Origin of the sequence: Confluentibacter sediminis (genome assembly GCF_003258355.1) — a bacterium.
GTDB lineage: Bacteria > Bacteroidota > Bacteroidia > Flavobacteriales > Flavobacteriaceae > Confluentibacter > Confluentibacter sediminis.
This window is the reverse complement of sequence record NZ_QKPO01000003.1, coordinates 271,395-295,676: the sequence shown is the minus strand read 5'-3', so window position 1 is coordinate 295,676 and position 24,282 is coordinate 271,395. Positions and strand designations below refer to the sequence as shown.

Below are 24,282 nucleotides of genomic sequence, written 5' to 3'. Positions count from 1 at the left end.
AAACTTACCCTGAGGTAAATTTTATTTACCGAATATGGTATTAAACGTTTAAAAACGATAATTTATGAAGTTTTTTATTTTGCTATCCAATTTAGTGTTTTTTCTATCACCAATTAATAATATTGTTGGGCAATCATCTGTTGTAGAGAATATACCTTTAAAGGGTAATTGTTTTTTAACGTTTAATACCGTTATTCGTGTAAACCAGATTGAAGTATCGAGAAATAAAAATGAAGGAGAGGATGAAAGAAATCTACACACTCCCGATAAGGTAATAAAATTTAGAAATGCAATTACTAAAGCATTTCCTGACGCAAAGATTACTTGGGCGTTCAGTTGGTTGGCTTTGAACGATACATCGGATAATTATCAGCAAATAAGAAGAATAGTTGTAGATTATCATTATCAATATGGTGATGAGATTACGTTCATTCCAGGGGCTTATTTTCCAAATGCCTACAACTCGACTGAACAAGTAAATAAAGATTTACATGAAGGCTTGGTTAAAGTTTCTGAAATGGTGGGCAATTATTATCGGCCGCTTAGCATACTTGCTGGATTTTTATCTTCTAAAAACCAAGAATATCTTGCAAATGAGGAAGATATTCATGTTTGTCAAGGAAATATCTGGAGCCAATATGCAATAGACAATCAAGATGGAGAAGGCTCTATTTCGTATCCCTATTATCCGTCTAAAGAACATTTCTGTAAACCTGCACAAGATAAAAATGATTTCATTGACTGCGTAAATTTAGATGGGTGGACGATGGATTTTTTAGCAGCGAGAAGAGCTGGTTTTTCGGAAGGTTTTAATAGCAGAATGGGAGTGGGTCCTATTGAAACAATTGGGAAATATGGAGCAAAAATTGGGATAGAAGAAATGATGCACACTACAGCTATTCATTTTGACAAAGGCTTTAAAATGAATGGATTTGCTTGGGTCACTAATTGTTGGGAATTATCCCTTCCTTATGATGCAAAGTATTTGACACAATGGTTAAGTGAAATTAAAGAGCGTTGGCCCAATGTCAAGTTCATTACCCAGGGAGAATTTGGTATGATTTGGCGAAAATGTTTTAAAGAAAATAGTTTCAATTACCAATTTGAAGAGGAAGGTTCTGGTATTGGGGGTTCAGATGAGAATAAAAAAATCCGATGGTTTATGAATAAGGATTTCAGACTAGCACTTCTTAGTAATACCAGAAATAATGGTGAAAAAGTAATTGATTTTACTCGTTATGATTTGCTTACTAAAGAGCCTGAATCAGGAAGTACTAGAAATTGGAGTCTTTTGGGAGGAGTTAATCAAAAGAGGCTACGAGGTCAAGATGAGCCGATTCTTATTGACAGTCTTTCATTAGAAGATAAAGCTATGATCAGAAAACACTATCCTTTATTATTACGTCAATAAAAATCATTTCGTATTATCTTTAAATGACAATTTATGATTTGAAGATCGTTCATAAAAACAATATTTATGAACATGATTTATCTTTGAGAAAGAATTTCAATAGTTCATAGATAACAAAAAGACCTTGTGTAATGATTATACAAATTAATGTGATATTTTATATAAAAACATTATAAAAAGGCTGAATATCAAAAATTACAAGTAAATAGAAGGTGTTTTACAAATTAATTGCTTCTTAATTCTTTCGGAGGTAATTTAAATATAACAATTAATGGAAAATAGATGAAACTACACATCGGGACATTAGCCAAAGCTAAGTGATTTGATATTGATTTATAAAATAGGATTCTGCAAATTTTGTGAGTCTCATAAAATCAGACTCACTTGAACAATTTATTAGTAAACAAAATATCTTTTACAAGATAGTGCAGGATACCTTTCATAACTTCATATTTTATATTTGATACTTGGGACACACCCTGTAATATAAATAAAATTAAAAAGATAAGCATACAAGCGATAGAATGGATAAAATCCATATTAATTTTTAATTATAAAAATGAATTATGTATGAAAGAACTGCTTTTTTTTATTTTTAAAACAAAAGTAAAATCTAAAAAGCACTAAAACTTAATTTCAAATGAAAAAAGTACCAATTTTATTTTTTGTGTTTATTCTTAGTTTTTGCAGTAATAAAACTAAAAAAAATCTAAATAAAGAGCTGACAGTATCTTCATTGTTCAAAGACCATATGGTCTTACAACAACTAGATAATATTACCATTTGGGGGGAGAGTGATCCCTATCAAGTTATAACCATAACACCAAGTTGGCAGAATGACACAGACTTAAAAGTTAATAGTGTAGATGAGGTCGACGTTGATGTCAAATCTACGGATGTTTTTTCTGGCAAAGCTCAATCAGATGGCAAATGGCGCATAAAAATACCTACCCCAAAAGCAGGAGGACCCTACTCTATAAAAATTTCAACTACTGAAGAAAGTATTAAAATTAATGATGTTATGATAGGAGAAGTTTGGTTAGCTTCAGGTCAATCCAATATGGATATGCCACTAAAAGGTTGGATGCCTAATGATAGTATCAATGATTCAGCTAATACCATTGCTAATGCTAAAAACCCCAGTATTCGATTTTTTAAAGTGCCATTCGGACTTTCTACAAAGCCTCAAGATTCCATTGCAGGTGAATGGGTTACTTCATCTCCTGAAACAGCAAAAGATTTTAGTGCTACTGCCTATTTTTTCGCAAAAAAATTGCAGCAAGAATTAAATGTCCCCATAGGAATTATTCAATCCGCTGTTGGTGGTACTCCTGCTGAGGCTTGGACAAGTAAAAATACTTTAAAAGAATTCAGTGATTTTAATAAAACTATTGATGAAATATCTGGCATGGAATCAAAAACCAAAACTTGGTTTAAGAACCGAAAAACACAGCCTATACCACAAACTACGGAATCGTGGAAAGATATTAGTTTTAATGATGTGTCTGTATCTAAAGCAGACTTTAATGATGTAAATTGGGAAATTATTTCTTTACCCGGTCGTTTTGATATTATTAATGATAACCAGTTTGATGGAGCCATGTGGTTTCGGAAAAAATTTACAATTGAAGATATTTCAGAAGATTATATACTAAAAATAGGAGCCGTTGATGATATGGATGCTACTTATATCAATGGTGAATATGTTGGGGGGTTAGTTGGTACTGGAAATCACAACATATTAAGAGTATATACTATTCCAAAATCAATATTAAAAGTAGGTGAAAATACGATTGCCATTAGAGGAATAGATACAGGAGGACCAGGTGTTATTTCTGGACCAATAACTTTAGAAACAAAAACTATGGCATCACCTATTTCATTAGAAGGAAAATGGAAATCAAAGTTGATTGCTGATATTTATAATGGGCAATTTGTTTCTTATGATTTAAATACAGATATGTCTAAGCATCCAGATACAGGAAATCTTAATTCCGGTAGCCCTACCGTTCTTTATAATGCAATGATTAATCCTTTGATGTCTTATACTATTAAGGGAGCTATTTGGTATCAAGGAGAATCTAACGTAAGTAGACCTGAGCAATACAAAAAATTGTTTCCTGCAATGATAAACGATTGGCGCACACAATGGAAATATGACTTTCCTTTCTATTTTGTGCAAATAGCACCATACACCTATAATGGTGATGAGCAAAATAAGTCTCAAAAATTGCGTGATGCACAACGAATGGCTTTAAAAACGAAAAAAACTGGAATGGTGGTCACTTTAGATATCGGAAGCGAGTTCAACATCCATCCTTCAGAAAAACAAGAAATTGGAAATCGATTGGCTGGTTTAGCGCTTGCCAATGATTATGGCAAAGATTTGGTAGCTTCTGGACCCTTATTTAAAAATGTAAAAACTGATGGAAATAAGTTAATTGTGTCGTTTGAAAGTGTTGGTAAAGGATTAATGACTGATAAAAACGGTTTATCAAACTTTGAAATAGCAGGTGTTGATAAGAAGTATATGCCAGCCCATGCAAAAATTGTAAATGAAACTGTTGTAGTTAGTAATTCAAATATTTCTAACCCTGTATATGTAAGATATGGCTGGAGTGATACTGCTACAGCAACACTTTTTAATAAGGAAGGTTTACCTGCTTCTACGTTTACTTCTGAAAAAGAGTAAAGCGTAGTCTATTTAATTTATATAATGAAAAATAAATTTCTTTTTTTATTAATTATCACCATGTTAAGTTCATGTGTCGTATCTAAAAATAAGACTTCCTTAGCAGGTAATCCTATTTTTCCGGGATGGTATGCAGATCCTGAAGGTATTATATTTGATGATGAATATTGGGTATATCCTACTTTTTCTGCTCCTTATGAAAAGCAAGTTTTTTTAGATGCTTTTTCTTCTAAAGATCTTACAAAATGGAAGAAGCATGAGAAAATTTTGGATACTACAGCAATAAGATGGGCACATAAAGCTATGTGGGCACCTTCTATCATCAAAAAAGATAAAAACTATTTTCTGTTTTTTGGAGCTAATGATATTCAAAAAGATAATGAAGAAGGTGGAATTGGTTTAGCTGTTGCTTCTAAACCCGAAGGCCCTTATAAAGATTATCTAGGAAAGCCCCTTATTGATAAATTTTACAATGGAGCACAACCCATAGACCAGTTTGTTTTTAAAGATGTCGATGGTCAATATTATCTCATTTATGGGGGTTGGGGTCATTGTAATATAGCTAAATTGAATGATGATTTCTCTGGGTTTATTCCGTTTGATACTGGTGAAAGATTTAAGGAGATAACCCCTGAAAGCTATGTAGAAGGACCATTCATGTTCATTCGCAATGGAAAATATTATTTCATGTGGTCAGAAGGTGGTTGGACAGGTCCAAATTATAGTGTGGCTTACGCTATTGCCGATTCTCCAATGGGGCCATTTAAACGAATTGGAAAAATTTTAGAACAAAACAAAGAAATAGCTACTGGTGCAGGACACCATTCTGTAATCATAGTTCCAAAACAAGATAAATATTATATAGTATACCACCGCAGGCCATTAGGTGAAACCGATGGGAATTCAAGAGTGACGTGTATTGATGAAATGCATTTTGATGAAAATGGATTTATCATTCCTGCAGTTATTACAAATGAAGGTGTTAAAGCAAATAAATTAAAGTAAAAAATTATTAAACAATTATGAAAAGACCGCTTTTGTCTCTTATTGCAGCTATTGCATTTATTGTATTTGCTCAATCTCAAAACAATCAAATAGCTAAAATTGATAACCCTGTAGATTGGGTGAATCCATTAATAGGAACCGATTCAGATCCTGGTTTGTCCAATGGAAATACCTATCCTGTAATAGCCATGCCTTGGGGAATGAATTTTTGGACACCTCAAACGGGCAAAATGGGCGACGGATGGGCCTACACCTATAATGCACATAAAATAAAAGGTTTTAAACAAACACACCAACCTTCACCTTGGATGAATGATTATGGTCAGTTTTCTATCATGCCTATTTCAGGTAAATTACGTTTCAAGGAAGAGGAACGTGAAAGTTGGTTTTCACATAAGGCAGAAATAGCAACCCCATATTATTATAGTGTTTATTTGGCTGATCATGATATTACTACTGAAATAACTCCGACAGAAAGGGCGGCAAGATTCCGTTTTACATTTCCAGAAAATGAAGAATCTTATATCATAGTTGATGCTTTTGATAGAGGGTCTTATATAAAGATCATTCCTCAAGAGAGAAAAATAATTGGATACACAACGCGTAATAGTGGTGGTGTTCCTGAAAATTTCAAAAACTATTTTGTTATCAAGTTTGACACTGATTTTGAGATGTCAAAAACATTTAGCGAAGCCGAATTAACAAATTCATTAGAGATCACCTCTAAGCATGCTGGTGCTGCCATCGGTTTTAAAACAAAGAAAGGGCATATAGTAAATGCTCAAGTAGCTTCTTCATTTATCAGTTATGAGCAAGCAGAGAGAAATTTAGAAGAGATTGGAAACTCTAATTTTGATCAATTAAAAGAAAAAGGAAAAGAAATCTGGAATAGAGAATTGAGCAGAATTGAAGTTGAAGGAGCTACTCCAGATCAACTTGGTACGTTCTATTCTTGCCTTTATCGTTCCTTGCTTTTTCCAAGAAAATTTTTCGAATTTGACAAAAATGGAGATGTTGTGCACTACAGCCCATATAATGGAGAGTTGCGTAAAGGCTATATGTTTACCGATACGGGGTTCTGGGATACTTTTAGATCGCTTTTTCCTTTCTTAAACCTAATGTATCCTGAATTAAGTGCACAAATGCAAGAAGGATTATCAAACGCATATGATGAAAGTGGATGGTTGCCAGAATGGGCAAGCCCAGGATTACGTAATATCATGGTAGGAAATAATTCTGCCTCTGTTGTTTCAGATGCCTATCTTAAAAGTGAAGGTGCTTACGATTACGATATTCAAAACTTATATGAAGCCTTAATACATGGTGCCAACAACGAAGGTCCCATGACTGCAGTTGGACGAGCAGGAGCACCTTCATATATAAAATTAGGTTATGTGCCTTTTGATATTGGTTTGAATGAAACAGCTGCAAGAACCCTTGAGTATGCCTATGATGATTTTGCCATCTATCAATTAGCAAAGGCATTAAAAAAACCTAAAAAAGAAATAGAATTATATAAAAAACGCAGCTTAAATTATAAAAATTTATTCGATCCAGAATATAAATTAATGAGAGGCAAAGATAGTAAAGGTGAGTGGAGAACTCCATTTAGTCCTTTTGATTGGGGTGGTGATTTCACAGAAGGAAATAGTTTACACTACTCTTGGTCCGTTTTTCATGACATGCAAGGTTTAATCAATCTTATGGGTGGAAATGATGAATTTGTAAAGCAGCTAGATACTGTTTTTTCATTACCTCCCGTGTTTGGTGATAAATATTATGGAGGTGTCATTCATGAAATTAGAGAAATGCAAATAGCCAACATGGGACAGTATGCACATGGCAACCAGCCTATCCAGCATATGACCTATTTATATGATTACGCAGGAGCTCCATGGAAAACACAATATTGGGTAAGAGAAACCATGAATAGAATGTACAATCCAAATGTAGATGGGTATTGTGGAGATGAAGACAACGGACAAACTTCTGCTTGGTATGTATTCTCTGCCATGGGATTTTATCCAGTGGCACCAGCTACAGATCAATATGTTATTGGAGCACCTCTATTCAAAAAGACGACAATTCATTTACAAAATGGTAAAAAAGTAGTCATTAATGCTGAAAAGAATAGTACTGAAAATCGATATATCAATAAAATGCGTTACAATGGAAAAACCTACACCAAAAACTGGTTAAGCCATAAAGAATTAGTAAAAGGAGCCGTTATAGATTTTGATATGTCAGATAAACCAAATAAAGAAAGAGGGGTATCTAAGGAAGATTATCCTTATTCACTTTCAAACGAATAAAAAAATTAGTTAAGTTGAGTTTAGTTGTCTTGGGCTCTTAAAATTAGTTAATAATATATAGAGAGCCCAAGTTTTTTCAATTTGTAAATAAGATTTATATGAATAAATATATATATGCAAAAGCTATTTTTATATTAACTATGGGTTTAATAAGTTGCAAAAAAAATGATACAAAAGAATCTATAAAATTGAAAGATTACGCACAATATGTAGACCCCATGATTGGTACGGCTAAAATGGGGCATACCTACCCTGGTGCAACAGTTCCTTTTGGAAGTGTACAACTAAGTCCAGATACCGATACCATTCCATATTCTATAGATGGCCACTATAACCCAGATGTTTATAAATATTGCTCAGGATATCAATACGACGACAATACAATTGTGGGTTTTAGCCATACCCATTTTAGTGGAACAGGACATTCCGATTTGGGTGATTTTCTAATCATGCCAACAACGGGTGACTTAAAATTAAACCCTGGCACTAAAGAAAATCCAGATAGCGGGTATCGCTCTCGTTTTTCTCATGAAAACGAAAAAGCATCACCTGGTTATTATAGTGTGCTATTAGAAGATTATAATATTAAAGCAGAAATGACAGCTTCAACTAGAGTTGGTATGCACCAATATACCTTCAATAAAAATGAAAAAGCACATATCATTTTAGATTTAATGTCAGGTATTTATAATTATGATGATAAAAATGTTTGGACTTTTGTAAGAGTAGAAAATGATACTTTAATTACAGGATATCGCCAAACTAATGGATGGGCAAGGACTAGACGTGTTTATTTTGCCATGTCATTCAGTAAACCCATTGCCAATTATGGTAGATATCGGTACGATAAACAACCATATAATGGCTTTTGGGGAAAATTTAATGAAGCTGAGAATTTCCCGGAAATAGCAGGTCAAAAAATCAGAATGCACTTTGATTTCGATGTTGAAGACCAAGAAAAAATACAAGTTAAATTTGCATTATCTCCAGTCAGTACAGCAGGGGCTTTGGCTAATATGAAAAAAGAAATTCCAAATTGGAATTTTGAAAAAATTCGTGAGGACGCTAAATTAGCTTGGAATAAAGAATTAAATAAAATAGCCATAGCATCCGATAGCAAAGAAGAAAAAATAAACTTCTACACGGCCATGTACCATGCTTTTTTAGGTCCAACCGTTTATATGGATTCTGATAACAACTATACTGGCTTAGATTTGAATACTCATAAAGCTGAAAATTTTACTAATTATACTAGTTTTTCACTTTGGGATACCTACAGAGCATTGCATCCATTATTCAATATTTTGCAACCAAAAAGAAATTCTGATATGATTTCTTCTATGTTGGCACATCAAAGCCAAAGTGTCCATGGCATGTTACCTATTTGGTCTCATTACGCCAATGAGAACTGGTGTATGATTGGCTATCATAGTGCCGCAGTAATTGCAGACGCCATTGTAAAAGGAAACACTAATTTTGATACTGAAAAAGCGTTACAAGCATGTGTACAAACAGCAAGAACAAGATATTTTGATGGCTTAGGGTATTATATAGATAAGGGGTATGTTCCTGAAGATAAAAATGGAGCTTCGGTGTCTAAAACGTTAGAATACGCCTATGACGATTGGGCGATTGCGCAAGCAGCAAAAAAATTAGGAAAAGATGATATTTACAAAGAATTTATAGAGCGTTCTAAAAATTACAAAAATGTTTTTGATAAAAAAATAGGATTTATGCGTCCTAAATTAAGCAATGGTAGCTTTAAAGAAGATTTTGATGCTTTAGATACACATGGACAAGGTTTTATAGAAGGGAATTCTTGGAACTACAGTTTATATGTACCTCATGATCCAGCTGAAATGATTTCTATGATGGGTGGTAAAGAGCATTTTTCTGCACACTTAGATTCTTTGTTTAGTATGGAATTGCCTGATAAGTATTTTGAAAACACAGAAGACATAACACGTGAAGGTATTATTGGAAACTATGTACATGGTAATGAGCCATCACACCATGTAGCTTATTTATACAATTGGACAAATACCCCTTGGAAATCACAAGATAAAATACGATTAATTTTAAAAACCATGTACCAGGCAAAACCAGATGGTCTTGGTGGAAATGACGATTTTGGTCAGATGAGTGCTTGGTATATTTTTAGTTCATTAGGGTTTTATCCTGTTGCCCCTGGATCTGAAAACTATGCTTTAGGAAGTCCAGCGATTAAAGAAGCCATATTAAATTTAGAGAATGGGAAAACGTTTAAGATAGTAGCAGAAAATCAATCTGATAAAAATGTTTTTGTGGAAAGGGTGGAGCTTAATGGCAAACTATTAGATTCTCATTTTATTAAACATCGAGACATTATGAATGGAGGTGAGCTAATATTTTACATGATTAATGTCCCAAATAAAAACAAAAAAGTGAATTGAATAATATAAAATAATGAAAAGAAGAAAATTTATCCAGAATACAGCTTTATTAGGTGGTTTAACGTTAGCTAATCCTTTTGGAATGGTAGCTGAATCTTTCAGAATTAATAAATTTCCTGTAGTTAGACGATTAAAGAGTAAACGTAATTTTGAAAGCCCAATAATAGAAAAAACTATTAAAGAGTTTCAAGAAAATGTAAAAGACGATGAGCTTGCATGGCTATTTAACAATTGTTTTCCAAATACATTAGATACTACTGTGACATTTTCCAGAAAAAACGGAAATCCTCATACCTACGTTATAACTGGTGATATTGATGCTATGTGGTTACGAGATAGCTCTGCTCAAGTATGGCCTTATATGGCATTTGCTGACAAAGACCATAAATTAAAAGATTTAATAGCTGGTGTTATCAATGCCCAAACACAGTATATTCTTAAAGATCCTTATGCGAATGCATTTTATGATGACCCGAATAAAAAAGGAGAGTGGACTACAGATGATACTAATATGCTGCCAGGAGTTCATGAGCGTAAATATGAAATAGATTCTTTATGTTATCCGATTCGATTAGCATTTAATTATTGGAAAACCACAGGAGATATATCACCTTTTGATGCAGATTGGCAAAAAGCAATAAAGACAGTTTTAAAAGTTTTTATCGATCAGCAACAAAAAAATGGTGAAAACCCTTATCATTTTGAAAGGACAACACCACATGGAACAGATACGAGAACACTTAATGGATATGGTTACCCAGTTAAACCCATTGGTTTAATTTGTTCTGCCTTTAGACCAAGTGATGACTCAACGGTATTTTCTTTCTTGATTCCTTCTAACTTTTTTGCAGTTGTTAGTCTGAATCAAGCTGCAGAAATGATGGAAAAAATAGTAGGCGATACGGATCTATCGAGAGAATTAAGAAGCCTAAGTGATGAAGTATCTAAGGCATTACAAGATTATGGAAAAGTAAAGCATCCAAAATATGGAGAGATTTATGCTTTTGAAATAGACGGTTACGGAAGCCAACTGTTAATGGATGATGCCAATGTACCTAGCTTGTTGTCACTTCCCTATTTAGATGCAATTGACGTAAATGATCCTATTTATCAAAACACAAGAAAATTTGTTTGGTCAGAAGCGAATCCTTTCTTTTTTAAAGGTAAAGCGGCTGAAGGTATTGGAGGCCCACATGTTGGAATGGACATGATTTGGCCTATGTCGATTATAATGCATGGTTTGACAAGTACGGATCCAAAAGAAATAAAAAATTGCATACAAGTTTTAAAAGCTACTCACGGAGATACTGGATTTATGCATGAATCCTTTCATAAAGATGACCCAAAAAACTTTTCAAGGCCATGGTTTGCCTGGGCCAACACTCTTTTTGGTGAGTTACTTTGGAAAACTTATAAAAGTGAACCAGAATTATTAAAATTGTAATTAGTTAATGTTTAATTATATCCACCTTTTACGCTTTATGATTTAAAATAAAATAGTTATCCACGTTATTGATAATCAGTGAGATGTTTCCGTAATAGAAAATGAGTTATGAACAACTTAAAAGTAAATTACGAAAGCATATTGGAATTGTTACAAAAAAATAAAAAGAACACCTTTTAAACTATCAAAGCCTTTAGTCAAAGCTAAGTGTTTTGATCCTGATTTCTTTACAAAATTAGGATTCTGAAAATTTTGTGAGTCTGATTTTATCAGACTCACTTGAACAATTTATTAGTAAACAAAGTATATTTCACGATAGTACAGGACACCTTTCATAACTTCATATTTTATATTTGATGCTTGGTATACCCCGTAGTATAAATAAAATTTAAATAAAAAGTGCCCAAGCAATAGAATAGACAAAATCCATACTAATATTTTAATTCGAAAAATGAATTGTTGTATAGGACTTGGTATAAGAATAAATAAGATTTTCATGTCATCAATGCGAACCAACTCATTTTATTGTACTTGTTATTATTTTCTTTAAGTTTTTCGTGTATCAAAAATATTGAATCTAAGATGTTTGAGAGGTCTGCCAAAAACTTTTTCATTTAAACATAATATAGATGTTAAAAAGGATTATACTATGCCTTTGTACTACATTCTAACACTACAAAAGGGGGTATGGATTTGTATATAATAACAAGATTTCAGATGCTGCTGCTGTTAGTGTTGATGGAGGAAAAGTATATATAATTGAACCAAACTACGGTTTGAAATAATAATAACAGACTGAAAATAAGTTTAATACTGTTTTTTAACATACAAGAATGCTAGAATAACATGATTTCAAAAGAGTACCCAAAAATTTCTATAATTAATATTTTGGGAGATATAACATTTGCATCTTTTGCCAAATAAAGGATGAACAACCCTATTTTAGAAATAAAGTAAATCCGATTGGGATTGAAAACATAAATCCAAAATTAACTTGGATGCTTTCTTCTCAAAATCGAAATAAAAAGCAAACAGTTTATCAAGTTTAGATTAGTAAAAGAAACAGGGATTTTACAACATAAATAATTTGAGATAGTTAAAAAAGTTAAATCAATCCAACCTTTAACGACTGAATAAAACCTATACTCGTTTTGTGTTTATTGTAAAATATAGCAGTTCAAGTTCTTTCAATAATAAAATGATTTAAAAAGGGTAAAGAGCATATAAAAACACATAATGAAGTTTTAATTTTAATATGTTTGATTTCTTTGGAAAAATACTAACGTTCAAACCTAGAGCTTTTATTATAGGCACATAGAATACTATAGGATAATAAATCAAATATTCGAAACTAAAAATATTAAGACGTAATAAAAATGAATAGAAAACAATTTACCTTAATTACATTTATTTTGCTTGTACAGCTTTATGCTGTAGCTCAGGTTCAATCAGGAAAAACAGAAAACTCAAAGTATGTAAATCCGATTATTGGAACAGGTTCCATAGATAGTTTAAGTCTATCTGGGAGTAATTTTCCAGGAGCAGTTGTTCCCTTTGGATTTGTCCAATTGAGTCCAGATACTGAAGACTCCCCTGATGATCCTTGTAGTGGATATGATTATGCTGATAATAAGATTGTAGGCTTTAGCCATACCCATCTTAGTGGTACTGGTGTAGCAGATTTATTTGATTTTTTGTTTATGCCTTTTAGAGGAGAACAAAAATGGAATGCAAACGATGAGGGAGATCAACAAGGCTATAGCTCCTTGTTTAGCCATGAAAACGAAATAGCATCACCTGGTTATTACAGTGTCTTTTTGAATGATCCTCAAATTAAGGTAGAGGTATCTGCAACCGAACACTGTGGTGTGCATAAATACACAAGTGAAACGGATGAGCCATTTTCTATTATTATAGATTTAAATCATTCTTTAGATAAAAAAAGACCTTATTGGTCTTGCAAAATTATTGATGCTCAAATTAGAATTATTGATGATTATACTATTGAAGGATATCGCTCGATTACTGGTTGGGCTAATCTTCGTAAAGTTTATTTTAGGGCAGAATTTTCTAGACCATTCATTACATCTGTGATTAAAGCGGGATCTAGAATTTATACTGATGAAAAAATAGCCAACCATCAGAATTTAAAAACAATCATTGGTTTTGATAAAAATAAAAAACCTTTGGTAGTAAGAGTTGGATTATCTTCAGTAAGTTATGAAGGAGCCAAAAATAATTTACATGCTGAAATTCAGGATTTTAATTTTAATGATGTAAAAACTGAAGCAAAAAAACAATGGGATAAAGAGTTGTCTGTTATAGATATTGAGGGTAGTGAAGATCAAAAAGAAATATTCTATACGTCTTTGTATCATACATTTATTCACCCTAATAATATTGCTGATGTAAATGGCGATTATATTAATAGTAATGGAGAATTAAAAAATACACCAGACAAAAAATATTACAGTACATTTTCGCTTTGGGATACCTATAGAGCAGCTCATCCTTTATTTACGATAACCCAAGAAAAACGCTCGGCAGATTTTATTAATTCAATGCTTAGATATTACAATGATTATGGTTGTTTACCTATATGGCAATTATGGGGTAAGGAAACTTATTGTATGATTGGGAATCATGCCATTCCTGTTATTGTTGATGCTTATAATAAGAAAATTCCAAATATAGATTATGATTTGGCTTATAAAGCTATAAAAGCATCCTCTAGTATTTCTCATCAGAATTCTGCTTTTAATGTTTTGGAAAAATATGGGTATTTTCCAGAAAATATAGAAACTCAATCCGTATCCATTACTTTAGAAATAGCTTATGATGATTGGTGTGTTGCACACATGGCAAAAGGGTTAGGCTTTAAAAAGGATTTTGAACATTTCATCAAAAGGAGTGAAGATTATAAAAATTTATTTGATTCAAGCATCGGTTTTTTTAGAGCAAAGAATAGTGACGGAAATTGGATTGAACCTTTTTCCCCTTTGAAATATGGCGGGAACGGAGGTTACTCTTTTACTGAAGGAAATGCTTGGCAATATCTCTGGTATGTACCTCATGATATATATGTTTTTGAGCAGATGTTTGGAGGAGAAAAGCAATTCACAGCAAAGCTAGATACGTTTTTTACTTTAGAAGCTAAATCAGATGATGTAAATGGAAATGCATCAGGTTTTATTGGTCAGTATGCCCACGGAAATGAACCAAGTCATCATATAGCTTATTTATACAACTATACCAATACTCCTTGGAAATCACAGTTCTATACTAATAAAATTATTAATGATTTATATTCCACGGAGCCTTCTGGATATTCTGGAAATGAAGATTGTGGACAAATGTCAGCATGGTATATCTTTTCAGCTATGGGTTTTTATCCAGTTAATCCTGCTAATAATGTTTATTCTTTTGGGTCTCCACAACTTAAAAATGTTAGAATTAATTTATCTAATGGAAAAACCTTTGAAGTACTTACCCATAATAGAGGAAATAAAAACATCTACATCCAAAAGATTATTTTAAATGGAAAAAGATACAGAAAGAATTTTATAATACATAAGGATATAGTCTTAGGGGGTAAAATAGAGTTCTTTATGGGACCTAAACCGAATAAAGATATGGCTAATTATGAAAAACCACCTATTATATTAAAATAAAAGATTGACATATAAAGATAATGATTCACAAAGTTTAAAAGAAATCATTGACACATATAAAGACCTTTTAAAAGATGTTTTTAATTGGATATATGGTTTAATACCAGATGATAAGTCTATAAAATAACTCAAATGTTGTTTAGGAAATTCTTTAAGTTGTAATTAAAATCAAAAAAATAGTTATCCAAATTTTAGGAAAGTAAGCAGAGGTCATTAATTTTTTATCAAATTTAGTAAAAGGATTTACTAAATTAACTTTTTAATTATATATGTTATAATATGGACGAACAAACGGGCATATCTGTAATGCCAAAAAAAACATGATTCCCATTTATACTTGTTACGTCTTTTTTTTGCTTTATGGTATTGCAAATACTGTTAAAGATACTATGGTACAAGCCTTCGATAAGCTATTAAAGTTTTCTATTTAGAAGAAACTAAGGACAAATGGCTATTTTTGTATGATCGCATTAATGCTTCCAACAATTTATGGAATTGCCTTAGGGAATTTAACAGAGAGCAATTTAAAGTTGGTTCTGCGGTAAAATAGTAGGAGGAGCTTTAATGCCAAAAATAATGTTCTCATTATAGATATGGGAAGAAATGGATTGGCAGATGTTAGAATCATGAATATTTCTGAGGTAAATTTTTCATTTATTTTACCACTTTTCTGTTTTTTTTAAATTACCCGTTATGGTTTAAGTGTTTTTACTAAATATAAAATACTAAGTATAAAAAATAAAGATTCAAAATATTAATTGGTAAACAAAGAGTTGTTTTAAATAACTGAATATAAGTTGTTTAATTTTTTACAGGAATTATTGTATTACGTTATGTTTTTATTTAAGTGTTATTGTGGTATTTTTAATATTTGAATAGTCAAAGATTATAATGTTATCTAATTTAAATGAAAAACAAACGATATTCTATTAAAGATATTGCCGCCGCTAATGGAGTTTCAGTGACTACAGTATCTTTTGTGCTTAATGGTAAAGCTCAAGAAAAAAAAATATCAGAAGCTGTAACAAATAAAATATTAAAGTACGCTAAAAAAATAAACTATAAGCCAAATCATACAGCTCAAAGTTTAAGAACAGGAAAATCGAAAATCATAGTTTTTATGGTTGAAGACATTTCTAATTATTTTTTCGCAAAACTAGCGAGAATTATGGAAGATATCGCTTATAAGAAGGGGTATAAAGTTTTGTTTTGTAGTCATGAAAATAATGATGAAAAATCAATAGATTTAATAGATTTATTTAAAGACACGCAGATAGATGGTTATATTATTATACCATCTCCAGGAATAAAGTCAAAAATTGAAGAACTAATAGAAGAAGGGATTCCTGTAATACTTTTTGATCGTTATTTTCCAGAATTAGATACTAATTACGTAGTCGTAAATAATAAAGAGGCTTCATATAATGCCACTAGGCACCTGATAGATAATAAGTTTAAGAATATTGGATTTATTTTAACGGATGTAGAACAAACCCAAATGATAGACAGGCTTGAAGGGTATAAAGAAGCCATTTTTGAAGCTGGCTTAGAAGAAAATATAATAAAAATATCACGTCAGGATATCCATTTAACTGATGGAGCCAAGAAAAGTAGTATTCAAGGATTTTTAGAAAAAACACCTGATTTAGATGCATTATATTTTGCTACAAACTATTTGGCCTTAAGTGGGTTGAAGGTTTTAAATGAAAATTTTCCTGATTATATAAATAAATTAGGGATTATAACTTTTGATGATTTAGACTTTTTTGAAATATATAGACCATCTATTTCTGCAGTATCTCAACCATTTACTGAAATTGCTCAAACTCTTATGAGTTTAATGCTATCTTTGCTTAAAAACGACATAAAGAGTTCTCCGATTACTCAGATTAAGTTAAAAACAAATCTTATAATTAGAAGTTCCTCTCATAGGGATAATTAATTAGTGATATTTTAAAATTAGACTTTTAAAGTTTTTCTAGATTAGCTTCAAATCATTTTTATATAAGTATTGTTTAATAAACAAAATAAAAAATATTTTTTATATGTTTACTAAATCGATTTACTTAATATTGTAGAAATAAATTAATGTGTCTTATAGGAAACAATAAAGAATCTAACTTCAAGTATTTTTAATTAGCAAATTAAACAATTATGCAAAGAAGGAAATTTTTAAGGGGTACAGTAATTTTAGGAGGTTTATCCATGGTGAATTCAATCTATTTAACGACGTCAAGCCCTCTAAACGAATTTCCTGCAATTAGATTACCTAAACCAGAAAGACATTTTGAAAATAAAAATATGGAAGATGCCATAAAGGAATTTCAAAAAAATGTAAAAGAAGAAGAACTAAAGAAAGGGATCAACAATTGCTTCCCAAACACCTTGGATAGAACGGTGAACTTCTCTGAAAGTAATGGAAACATCCATACTTATAGAATAATAAGTGATATCGATATCATGTGGCTGAGAGATAGCTCTGCCCAGGCTATGCCCTATATGGCATTTGTAGACAAAGATTATGAATTAAAAAAACTAATAGCAGGAGTAGGCAATACCCAAACACAGTATATCATTAAAGTCCCTTATGCCAACACCTTATTTAGAGAGTTTTTATGGAAAGCCTATCAAGAAAACTTGAGTTATTGTTTTAATCATATTTCAAAATGAAGCATTCACTTAATCGAGTCATTTTTTTTCTATTAATAGGATCCCCTATTTTATCCTGCCAGCAAAAAAATGAAGATAAAGAAAAAAAGCAAGATAAAAACGTAGCATATTTTGTGGAAAATCCCACAAAATATGTAGATCCTTTTTTAGGAACGGCACCTTTAACAGATACTAAGTTAATTGGTTATTCACCTCCAAAAGATTGGAGAGTATGGGCAGGCTTAGTATTTCCTGGCTCTTCTTTACCTAATGCCATGGTTCAATTGAGTCCCATAACAGAATACCATACGGGTGCGGGTTATCAATATGAAGACACAGAAATTTTAGGTTTTACGCACACAAACAAGGGACATTGGAATTTGTGTAATATTCCTGTTTTGCCTGTCTCAGGATCAAAAACGTATCCTTATAAATCGAAATTTTCACATGAAAGAGAAGTAGCATCCCCTGCCTATTATCAAGTCTATCTAGAAAATTTCAAAGTGAATGTGAGATTGAGTTCTACCTTGCGATGTGGCATACACGAGTATACTTTTGAAAACAATGATGACAAGCGTATTTTATTTGACCTAAGTAAAGCAAATAATCATGTTGTTGATTGGAAGATCAATAAAATAGGAAATCATGAATTGGAAGGTGTTCAAAATATGGGTAGGGATAAAGTGTATTTTTATGTTGTTACAAACCAAGAAATAACAACATTAGATATCAAAAACATTAACGAAAATGGATATGCAATGGTTCACCTCAAAAATGGTGATTATGGGGCAGTTACTTTAAAGATAGGATTGTCATTTGTAAGTACAAAAAATGCAAAAGAAAATCTTAATGACGAGATTGGAAACAAATCTTTTGATGAAATTCATTCCGAAGGAAATCAAGAATGGCATAGATTACTGTCTAGAATAAAAATTAAAGGAGGCTCAGAAAGAGAAAAAGAACTCTTTTATAGTTCTCTGTACCGATCTTTTTTGTGGCCGGCATTAAGGAGCGATATAAATGGAGAATTTTCAGATGAAGCGGGTATGATTCGAAAAGAGAACTTTAAGTATTACACCTTGCCCTCGTTATGGGATACCTATAGAAATAAATTGGTATTGTTAGGAATGCTACGCCCAGAACTAGCAGGGAATGTTATTCAAAGTATGGTAGATCGCGGAACGATTATGGGCTTTATGCCTACCTTTTTTCATGGAGATCACGCAGCCCCATTTATTGCAGGTTCCTATTTTAAAGGAATTACTAATTTTGATATTCAAAAAGCTTATGAACTCTTATTGAATAATGCCTATAAAGAAGGAGGTACAAGACCACATATTGCTGAGTATATAGCAAAAGGATATATATCCGATCTAGATATTAAAAACCCTCATGTAGAAACAGTATCAAGTGCAGGAGTTTCAAAAACCTTGGAATTTGCACATGATGATTATGCCTTAAGTCTTTTGGCAAACAAATTAGGGGATTCTGAACATGCTAAAGATTTAATGAAACGATCTGAAAATTACAAGAACGTGTTTGACCATAAGACCCATTTTATGCGAGGACGACTAGAGAATGGTGACTGGATTACACCTTTTAATCCCCAATACCCTTATTACGAATATATGTATAGAGAGGCAAACGCATGGCAATTGTCTTTCTATGTTCCTCATAATATGTCTGGCTTAGTTGATTTATATGGAGGCAAAGATCAATTTGAAAGGAAATTGGATTCATTATTTACAGTCCCATGGAATCCCAATCACATAGCAAGAAATGTTTGTGGTTTTATGGGGCAGTATTGCCATGGGAATCAGCCAGATCATGAAGCACCATTTTCTTATTATTTTGTTGATAAACCTGAAAAATCGCAAGAAGTTATAGATAAACTTCTTAAAGATTATTATGGAGTTGGAGCCTATGGACGTGCCTTACCAGGGATGGATGATGCAGGAGAAATGTCATCATGGTATGTGTTTTCAGCATTAGGACTATATCCATTATCTACTGCAGATAACGAGTTCTTAACGACAATTCCAATTTTTGATGAGATTAAATGGCAGTTGAACAATGGTAACGAATTAACCATTTCAAGAACAGGAAACACTCGGAAATTAAAAACAATAGAGACAAATGGAGAAAAGCTAGAAAGTTACTTTGTGCCCTATTCATTATTTAAAAAAGGTGGAACCCTTAATATTGAAACAGAAATAGAATAATCTATATTTTAAATTATGAAACAAATCCTTATTTATTTTTTACCGCTTTTATTTTCTTTATGGTTAAGCGCACAAAATATTGAATACAAACGGGCAGATGCCATATTTTATCCAGATGAGTCTTTAGTAAATACCACAGCATATCAGAAAAAGATGGGTCTTTTGGAGGTGTATTACACAGAGGCAGAGGTAAAAAGAAAATGCCAGTTATAGTGTGGTTTCATGGGGGAGGTTTAATAGATTAGTCATGATATGACCTATCCCGCATTCCCATTATTACTGAATTTTATACAGAACAAAACTAAAACAAAAGATTAGTATTAAGTAAATTTATTTTTTATGTCAATAACCATTGGAGTTGATATTGGTGGAAGCCATATCACAAGTGCAGCAGTAGATACAACCACTTATAAAATAATTTCAGGAACCTATTTTAGAGGTTCAGTAAACAGCAAAGCAAGTAAAGATTCAGTTTTTAAAGATTGGGCTAAGGTGATCAACAAAACGATAAGCCTAACAAATGCTAAAGAAACTATATGTATTGGATTTGCAATGCCTGGTCCTTTTGAGTATAGGACAGGAAAGGCCATGTTTAAAAAAAATGACAAATATGAATCACTTTATCAAGTTTCAGTGGTCAATGAATTGATTTCTTATTTGAATGCAGAAAATGTGTCACTGCGCTTTTTAAATGATGCCTCTTCCTTTGGTCTTGGTGGTAAATTAACGAATGAATTTAAAGAAAAACGAAAAGTAGTTGCAATAACAATTGGCACGGGCTTCGGAGCGGCTTTTTTAAAAGACAATTTACCTATTGCTGATGACGATTTAGTCCCCGAAGGAGGTTGTCTGTGGGATAAGGTTTATAAAAATGATATTGCTGATAATTATTTTTCAACAAGATGGTTTGTTTCTAGATATTGTTTTCTTTCTGGTAAATCAGAAATTAAAGGAGTGAAAGATATTGTTTATCTTAATGATAAATATACCCAACAGGTATTTGATGAGTTCTCGAATAATTTAGCAGAATTTATGCTACCCTTTCTCTCAGATTTCAATACTGATTTACTTTTAATAGGAGGTAGCATTACCAAAGCACACCAATTGTTTTTGCCAAGAGTTTTGGAATTATGGAAAAATAAAGGCGTAGATATACCCGTAACCATCATTCCAAATTCAGAAGAGGCAAATTTAATAGGAGCATCGTATCTTTTTAATGAAAATTTTTGGGAAAAGATAAAAGATGCATTGCCAGTATTATAAAAAATATGGGTTCTGTTGCACATCCTTTTTTAATTCATATTTTATAAAAGCTATAAATTCAGTATAGTGCAGGATAGTAATATTATATGAGTTAATTAGTTTTACTATTTAATACATTTAAATAATCATTAATAATGAAATACACCCAAAATTCTATATCAAGAATATCAAGAATATCAATTATAGTTGTTTTATTTTCTATTTTAATAAGTTGTAGCCCAAAAATAGCAAGTTCACAGAAAACAAAAGTGCCAACTGATTGGACGGCAAATTGGATTTGGACATCTGCCAAAGGGCCAAATAACACATGGTTATCATTAAGAAAAAAAATAACATTAACATCTAAACCTAAAAGAGCAATAACCCAAATTGCTGCTGAAAATAAATATTGGTTATATGTTAATGATTCATTGGTCATTAGAGATGGTGGTTTAGACGGTCGTCCAGATTTAACAAATACATATTATGATGAAGTTGATTTAGCTCCCTACCTTAAAAAGGGAGAGAACATCATTGCGGCACTTGTGTGGTATAAAGGAGGTGAAAACAGTTATTCGCAAATAACCGTAGATCAGGGAGGGTTTCTTTTTCAATCAAAATTATCTGATTCAAATATTCCATTAATCATTTCTGATGCCACATGGAAAGTCAAAATCAACCCAGCTTTTGCTGCCACGGAACAATTAAAGAACCCAGATGGATCTTATAAGTGGGTTGCATGGCCAGTAGTTTATAATGCTCAAAAGGAATTGGGTAACTGGAAAGCGTACGATTATAATGATACTTCATGGAACCAAGCAATTTCTAAAGGGAATCCTACGGTGGCACCTTGGAATCATCTTGTATATCGTACCATCCCTTTTTGGAAAGATTATGGGTTAACACCATACCTAAATCAATCAGAATTACAGAATACCAATATCACTGAAAACACTACTGTAGTAGGAGATCTGGGCATTAATATACAAGGCACACCTTATCTTAAAGTTGATGCGCCTGCAGGAGTTAAAATAAGAATTGTATTAAACGATTTTTATCATCAAGAATATATTACTAAAAAAGGAATTCAAGAGTTTGAGTGTTTTGCATGGCAAAACTCAAGTAGTCATAATGTTAGATATGAATTTTCAAATGTAAAAGAACCTGTGAAATTGTTAAATGTGAAATTTCGACAGACCAGTTATAATGCAGATATACTTGGAGAGTTTTCATCAAACGATACAGATTTAAATACTTTGTGGACTAAATGTAAAAATACATCTATTGTATGTATGCGTGATATGTATTTTGATTGTCCTAATCGAGAAAGGGGACAATGGTGGGGAGATGTTTCTGAACAGATTCTATATTCTTTTTGTTTATATGACACAAGAAGTAATCTATTAAGCAGAAAAGCATACCGTGAATTAATGAACACTCAAAAACCAGACGGCTCTCTTTATACAACTGCCCCAGGGATTGAGTTTCATCTGCCAGACCAGAATATAACTGCAGTAGCAATGCTATGGAAATATTATATGTATTCTGAAGATAAAGATTTGTTAGAAGAACTTTATCCAAATATTAAAAAGTATATTGATTATTGTAACAGTACCACTAATAGTGACGGAATGCTTGTTTTACAATCTGGTCCATGGAACTGGATAGACTGGGGAGATAATAAAGATATAGTTGTCGGTAGTACAAATACGGTGGTAAATGCAAGTTATATATTGCTTTTGGATGCAGTAATGAATATTGCTGATTTATTAGGACATGAATCTGATAAGTCTTATTACAAAACCTTACAAACAAAAGTTAAAGAGAATTTCAATAAATATTTTTGGAATAATACTGCCAAAGCTTACGTATTTCATAGAAATGGAACAAAGCAATCTTCTGTAATAGACGATAGGAGTAATGCTTGGGCAGTCTTGGCAGGAATGGTTGAAGACTCTAAAAGGGAAGATGTATTGAAAGTTTTGAATACAAGATATGATGCTAGTCCTTTTCAGGAAATGTATGTTGAAATGGCTATGATGGAACTTGATCCTAAAGCCACACTTGTTAGGATGAGAAACCGTTATTCGGAAATGATTAATAGTTGGTCATCTACTTTATGGGAAGAATTTCCAGCAAAGAACAGTAACAATCATGCTTGGTCTGCTGGTCCTATATTTCATTTAAGTACTGGTATTTTAGGAATTAGTCCATTAAAGGTCGCATATTCAGAGTTTAACTTTTCACCTAAAATGGGAGATTTAAAACAAGTTTCGGGTACTTTGCCTACGCCCTTTGGAGTGATCAAGGCATCTTGTAACATTACAGATATGACTTTTACACAAACATTGATTTTGCCTGAAAAGACAGTTGGAGTAGTAGGTATTCCTAAACATGTGTTTGACTCTGGAAATGGTGTTAAAGAAATAAAAGTCGGAGATGTAGTTGTTTGGAGAAACGGAAAACCTTTAAAGGAAGTAAAAGGTCTTAGTTTTTATAAAGACGATAATCAATATGTTTCTTTTAAAGTTACGTCTGGTTCTTGGGTTTTCACTTCAATAACAGAGTAAATTTGTATATCATATAAAAATAGTTTCACTTATTTGACAACTTAGCATAGCAATGGCTATAATAACTAAGGTACTTATAAGTATATATTTTATCAGTTTAATCATTAGAATTCCCCAACGCTTCTTGCGTCGGGTGTATCGTAAAGATATGTGAAATTGACTTTATGAGTGATCATATTCATAAGGGTCATAATAAAAGTTTGTTGTTATATCATTTGGTTTGTTCTATAAAATATAGGAGAAAAGTTTTGACAGCAGAAGTTTCACAAACGTTACGAGAGAAATATGTTTAGAAATATCGGCAAGCTATGGGATACATTTTTTAGAGATAGGATATGATGATGATCACGTTCATTTTTTGATTCAAAGTGTTCCAATGATGTCTGCGAAGAAAATTTCAAATATACAGTTAAGAGTTTGACGGCAGAGAGATATTTAGGTTGCATTCAGAGATAAAAAGGTTTTATGGGAGGGATTTTGGACTAGTGTATTACATTAATACAGTTGGTCAATATACCAAATGAGAAGGTTATTAAGAAATATGTTCAAGGACAAGGAAAAGCACATACTTCACAGTTAAAATTATTTTGATAACTTGTATGCTTGCCTAGAGGTAGTTCATTAAAATATTG

General features: G+C 32.1%; 15 protein-coding genes and 1 pseudogene. All 16 read left to right on the top strand.

Going from position 1 to position 24,282, the window contains the following annotated elements; translation table 11 throughout:
- The first annotated feature begins 64 nt into the window (after positions 1-64).
- The 16 genes and pseudogenes from DKT72_RS03220 to tnpA all read left to right on the top strand — a co-directional run bounded on the left by DKT72_RS03220 (position 65) and on the right by tnpA (position 24,241).
- The gene (locus DKT72_RS03220; protein WP_111307278.1) at positions 65-1,411 is read left to right on the top strand and encodes a DUF3863 domain-containing protein; all 1,347 of its coding nucleotides are present in this window, start codon (positions 65-67) and stop codon (positions 1,409-1,411) included.
- Between the two features lie 640 nt (positions 1,412-2,051).
- Entirely contained in the window at positions 2,052-4,103 is a 2,052-nt protein-coding gene (locus DKT72_RS03215) for a sialate O-acetylesterase (protein ID WP_111307277.1), read from the top strand.
- A gap of 24 nt (positions 4,104-4,127) precedes the next feature.
- Positions 4,128-5,108, top strand: a complete 981-nt coding sequence (locus tag DKT72_RS03210; RefSeq protein ID WP_111307276.1) for a glycoside hydrolase family 43 protein — start codon at positions 4,128-4,130, stop codon at positions 5,106-5,108.
- Positions 5,109-5,125: 17 nt separating this feature from the next.
- Positions 5,126-7,420, top strand: a complete 2,295-nt coding sequence (locus DKT72_RS03205) for a GH92 family glycosyl hydrolase (protein WP_111307275.1) — start codon at positions 5,126-5,128, stop codon at positions 7,418-7,420.
- Positions 7,421-7,518: 98 nt separating this feature from the next.
- On the top strand, positions 7,519-9,852 hold the full coding sequence (locus tag DKT72_RS03200; protein WP_111307274.1) for a GH92 family glycosyl hydrolase: 2,334 nt from the start codon (positions 7,519-7,521) through the stop codon (positions 9,850-9,852).
- A 13-nt stretch (positions 9,853-9,865) separates the two neighbouring features.
- A complete protein-coding gene (locus tag DKT72_RS03195) occupies positions 9,866-11,296 on the top strand; it encodes a glycoside hydrolase family 125 protein (RefSeq protein WP_111307273.1) in 1,431 nt (476 codons plus the stop codon).
- Between the two features lie 902 nt (positions 11,297-12,198).
- A complete protein-coding gene (locus tag DKT72_RS18895) occupies positions 12,199-12,345 on the top strand; it encodes a glycoside hydrolase family 78 protein (protein WP_502243702.1) in 147 nt (48 codons plus the stop codon).
- A gap of 327 nt (positions 12,346-12,672) precedes the next feature.
- Complete coding sequence (locus DKT72_RS03190; RefSeq protein ID WP_111307272.1) at positions 12,673-14,967, top strand: GH92 family glycosyl hydrolase; 2,295 nt, start codon at positions 12,673-12,675, stop codon at positions 14,965-14,967.
- Positions 14,968-14,971: 4 nt separating this feature from the next.
- On the top strand, positions 14,972-15,094 hold the full coding sequence (locus tag DKT72_RS18590; RefSeq protein WP_262510063.1) for a hypothetical protein: 123 nt from the start codon (positions 14,972-14,974) through the stop codon (positions 15,092-15,094).
- A 780-nt stretch (positions 15,095-15,874) separates the two neighbouring features.
- Positions 15,875-16,909: a LacI family DNA-binding transcriptional regulator gene (locus tag DKT72_RS03185; protein ID WP_111307271.1), complete on the top strand. Its 1,035-nt coding sequence runs from the start codon at positions 15,875-15,877 to the stop codon at positions 16,907-16,909.
- A gap of 212 nt (positions 16,910-17,121) precedes the next feature.
- On the top strand, positions 17,122-17,637 hold the full coding sequence (locus tag DKT72_RS03180) for a glycoside hydrolase family 125 protein (RefSeq protein WP_111307270.1): 516 nt from the start codon (positions 17,122-17,124) through the stop codon (positions 17,635-17,637).
- On the top strand, positions 17,634-19,838 hold the full coding sequence (locus DKT72_RS03175; RefSeq protein ID WP_111307269.1) for a GH92 family glycosyl hydrolase: 2,205 nt from the start codon (positions 17,634-17,636) through the stop codon (positions 19,836-19,838). Before DKT72_RS03180 ends, DKT72_RS03175 begins: the two co-directional genes overlap by 4 nt.
- Before the next feature lie 15 nt (positions 19,839-19,853).
- A complete protein-coding gene (locus tag DKT72_RS03170; RefSeq protein WP_111307268.1) occupies positions 19,854-20,051 on the top strand; it encodes a hypothetical protein in 198 nt (65 codons plus the stop codon).
- 126 nt (positions 20,052-20,177) lie between these two features.
- Positions 20,178-21,101 (top strand): ROK family protein, encoded by a 924-nt coding sequence (locus tag DKT72_RS03165; RefSeq protein ID WP_111307267.1) that lies wholly within the window; start codon positions 20,178-20,180, stop codon positions 21,099-21,101.
- 134 nt (positions 21,102-21,235) lie between these two features.
- A complete protein-coding gene (locus tag DKT72_RS03160; RefSeq protein WP_111307266.1) occupies positions 21,236-23,650 on the top strand; it encodes an alpha-L-rhamnosidase-related protein in 2,415 nt (804 codons plus the stop codon).
- A 164-nt stretch (positions 23,651-23,814) separates the two neighbouring features.
- Positions 23,815-24,241: pseudogene (gene tnpA / locus DKT72_RS18810) on the top strand (IS200/IS605 family transposase).
- Positions 24,242-24,282: the final 41 nt, after the last annotated feature.

Excerpts from the sequence above, each read along its gene's own strand:
- DKT72_RS03215 (WP_111307277.1), top strand. The coding sequence starts at position 2,052 with ATGAAAAAAGTACCAATTTTATTTTTTGTGTTTATTCTTAGTTTTTGC.
- DKT72_RS03170 (WP_111307268.1), top strand. The coding sequence starts at position 19,854 with ATGAAACAAATCCTTATTTATTTTTTACCGCTTTTATTTTCTTTATGG.
- DKT72_RS03195 (WP_111307273.1), top strand. The coding sequence starts at position 9,866 with ATGAAAAGAAGAAAATTTATCCAGAATACAGCTTTATTAGGTGGTTTA.
- DKT72_RS03220 (WP_111307278.1), top strand. The coding sequence starts at position 65 with ATGAAGTTTTTTATTTTGCTATCCAATTTAGTGTTTTTTCTATCACCA.
- DKT72_RS03200 (WP_111307274.1), top strand. The coding sequence starts at position 7,519 with ATGAATAAATATATATATGCAAAAGCTATTTTTATATTAACTATGGGT.
- DKT72_RS03175 (WP_111307269.1), top strand. The coding sequence starts at position 17,634 with ATGAAGCATTCACTTAATCGAGTCATTTTTTTTCTATTAATAGGATCC.
- DKT72_RS03160 (WP_111307266.1), top strand. The coding sequence starts at position 21,236 with ATGAAATACACCCAAAATTCTATATCAAGAATATCAAGAATATCAATT.
- DKT72_RS03165 (WP_111307267.1), top strand. The coding sequence starts at position 20,178 with ATGTCAATAACCATTGGAGTTGATATTGGTGGAAGCCATATCACAAGT.
- DKT72_RS03205 (WP_111307275.1), top strand. The coding sequence starts at position 5,126 with ATGAAAAGACCGCTTTTGTCTCTTATTGCAGCTATTGCATTTATTGTA.
- DKT72_RS03210 (WP_111307276.1), top strand. The coding sequence starts at position 4,128 with ATGAAAAATAAATTTCTTTTTTTATTAATTATCACCATGTTAAGTTCA.
- DKT72_RS03180 (WP_111307270.1), top strand. The coding sequence starts at position 17,122 with ATGCAAAGAAGGAAATTTTTAAGGGGTACAGTAATTTTAGGAGGTTTA.
- DKT72_RS03185 (WP_111307271.1), top strand. The coding sequence starts at position 15,875 with ATGAAAAACAAACGATATTCTATTAAAGATATTGCCGCCGCTAATGGA.
- DKT72_RS03190 (WP_111307272.1), top strand. The coding sequence starts at position 12,673 with ATGAATAGAAAACAATTTACCTTAATTACATTTATTTTGCTTGTACAG.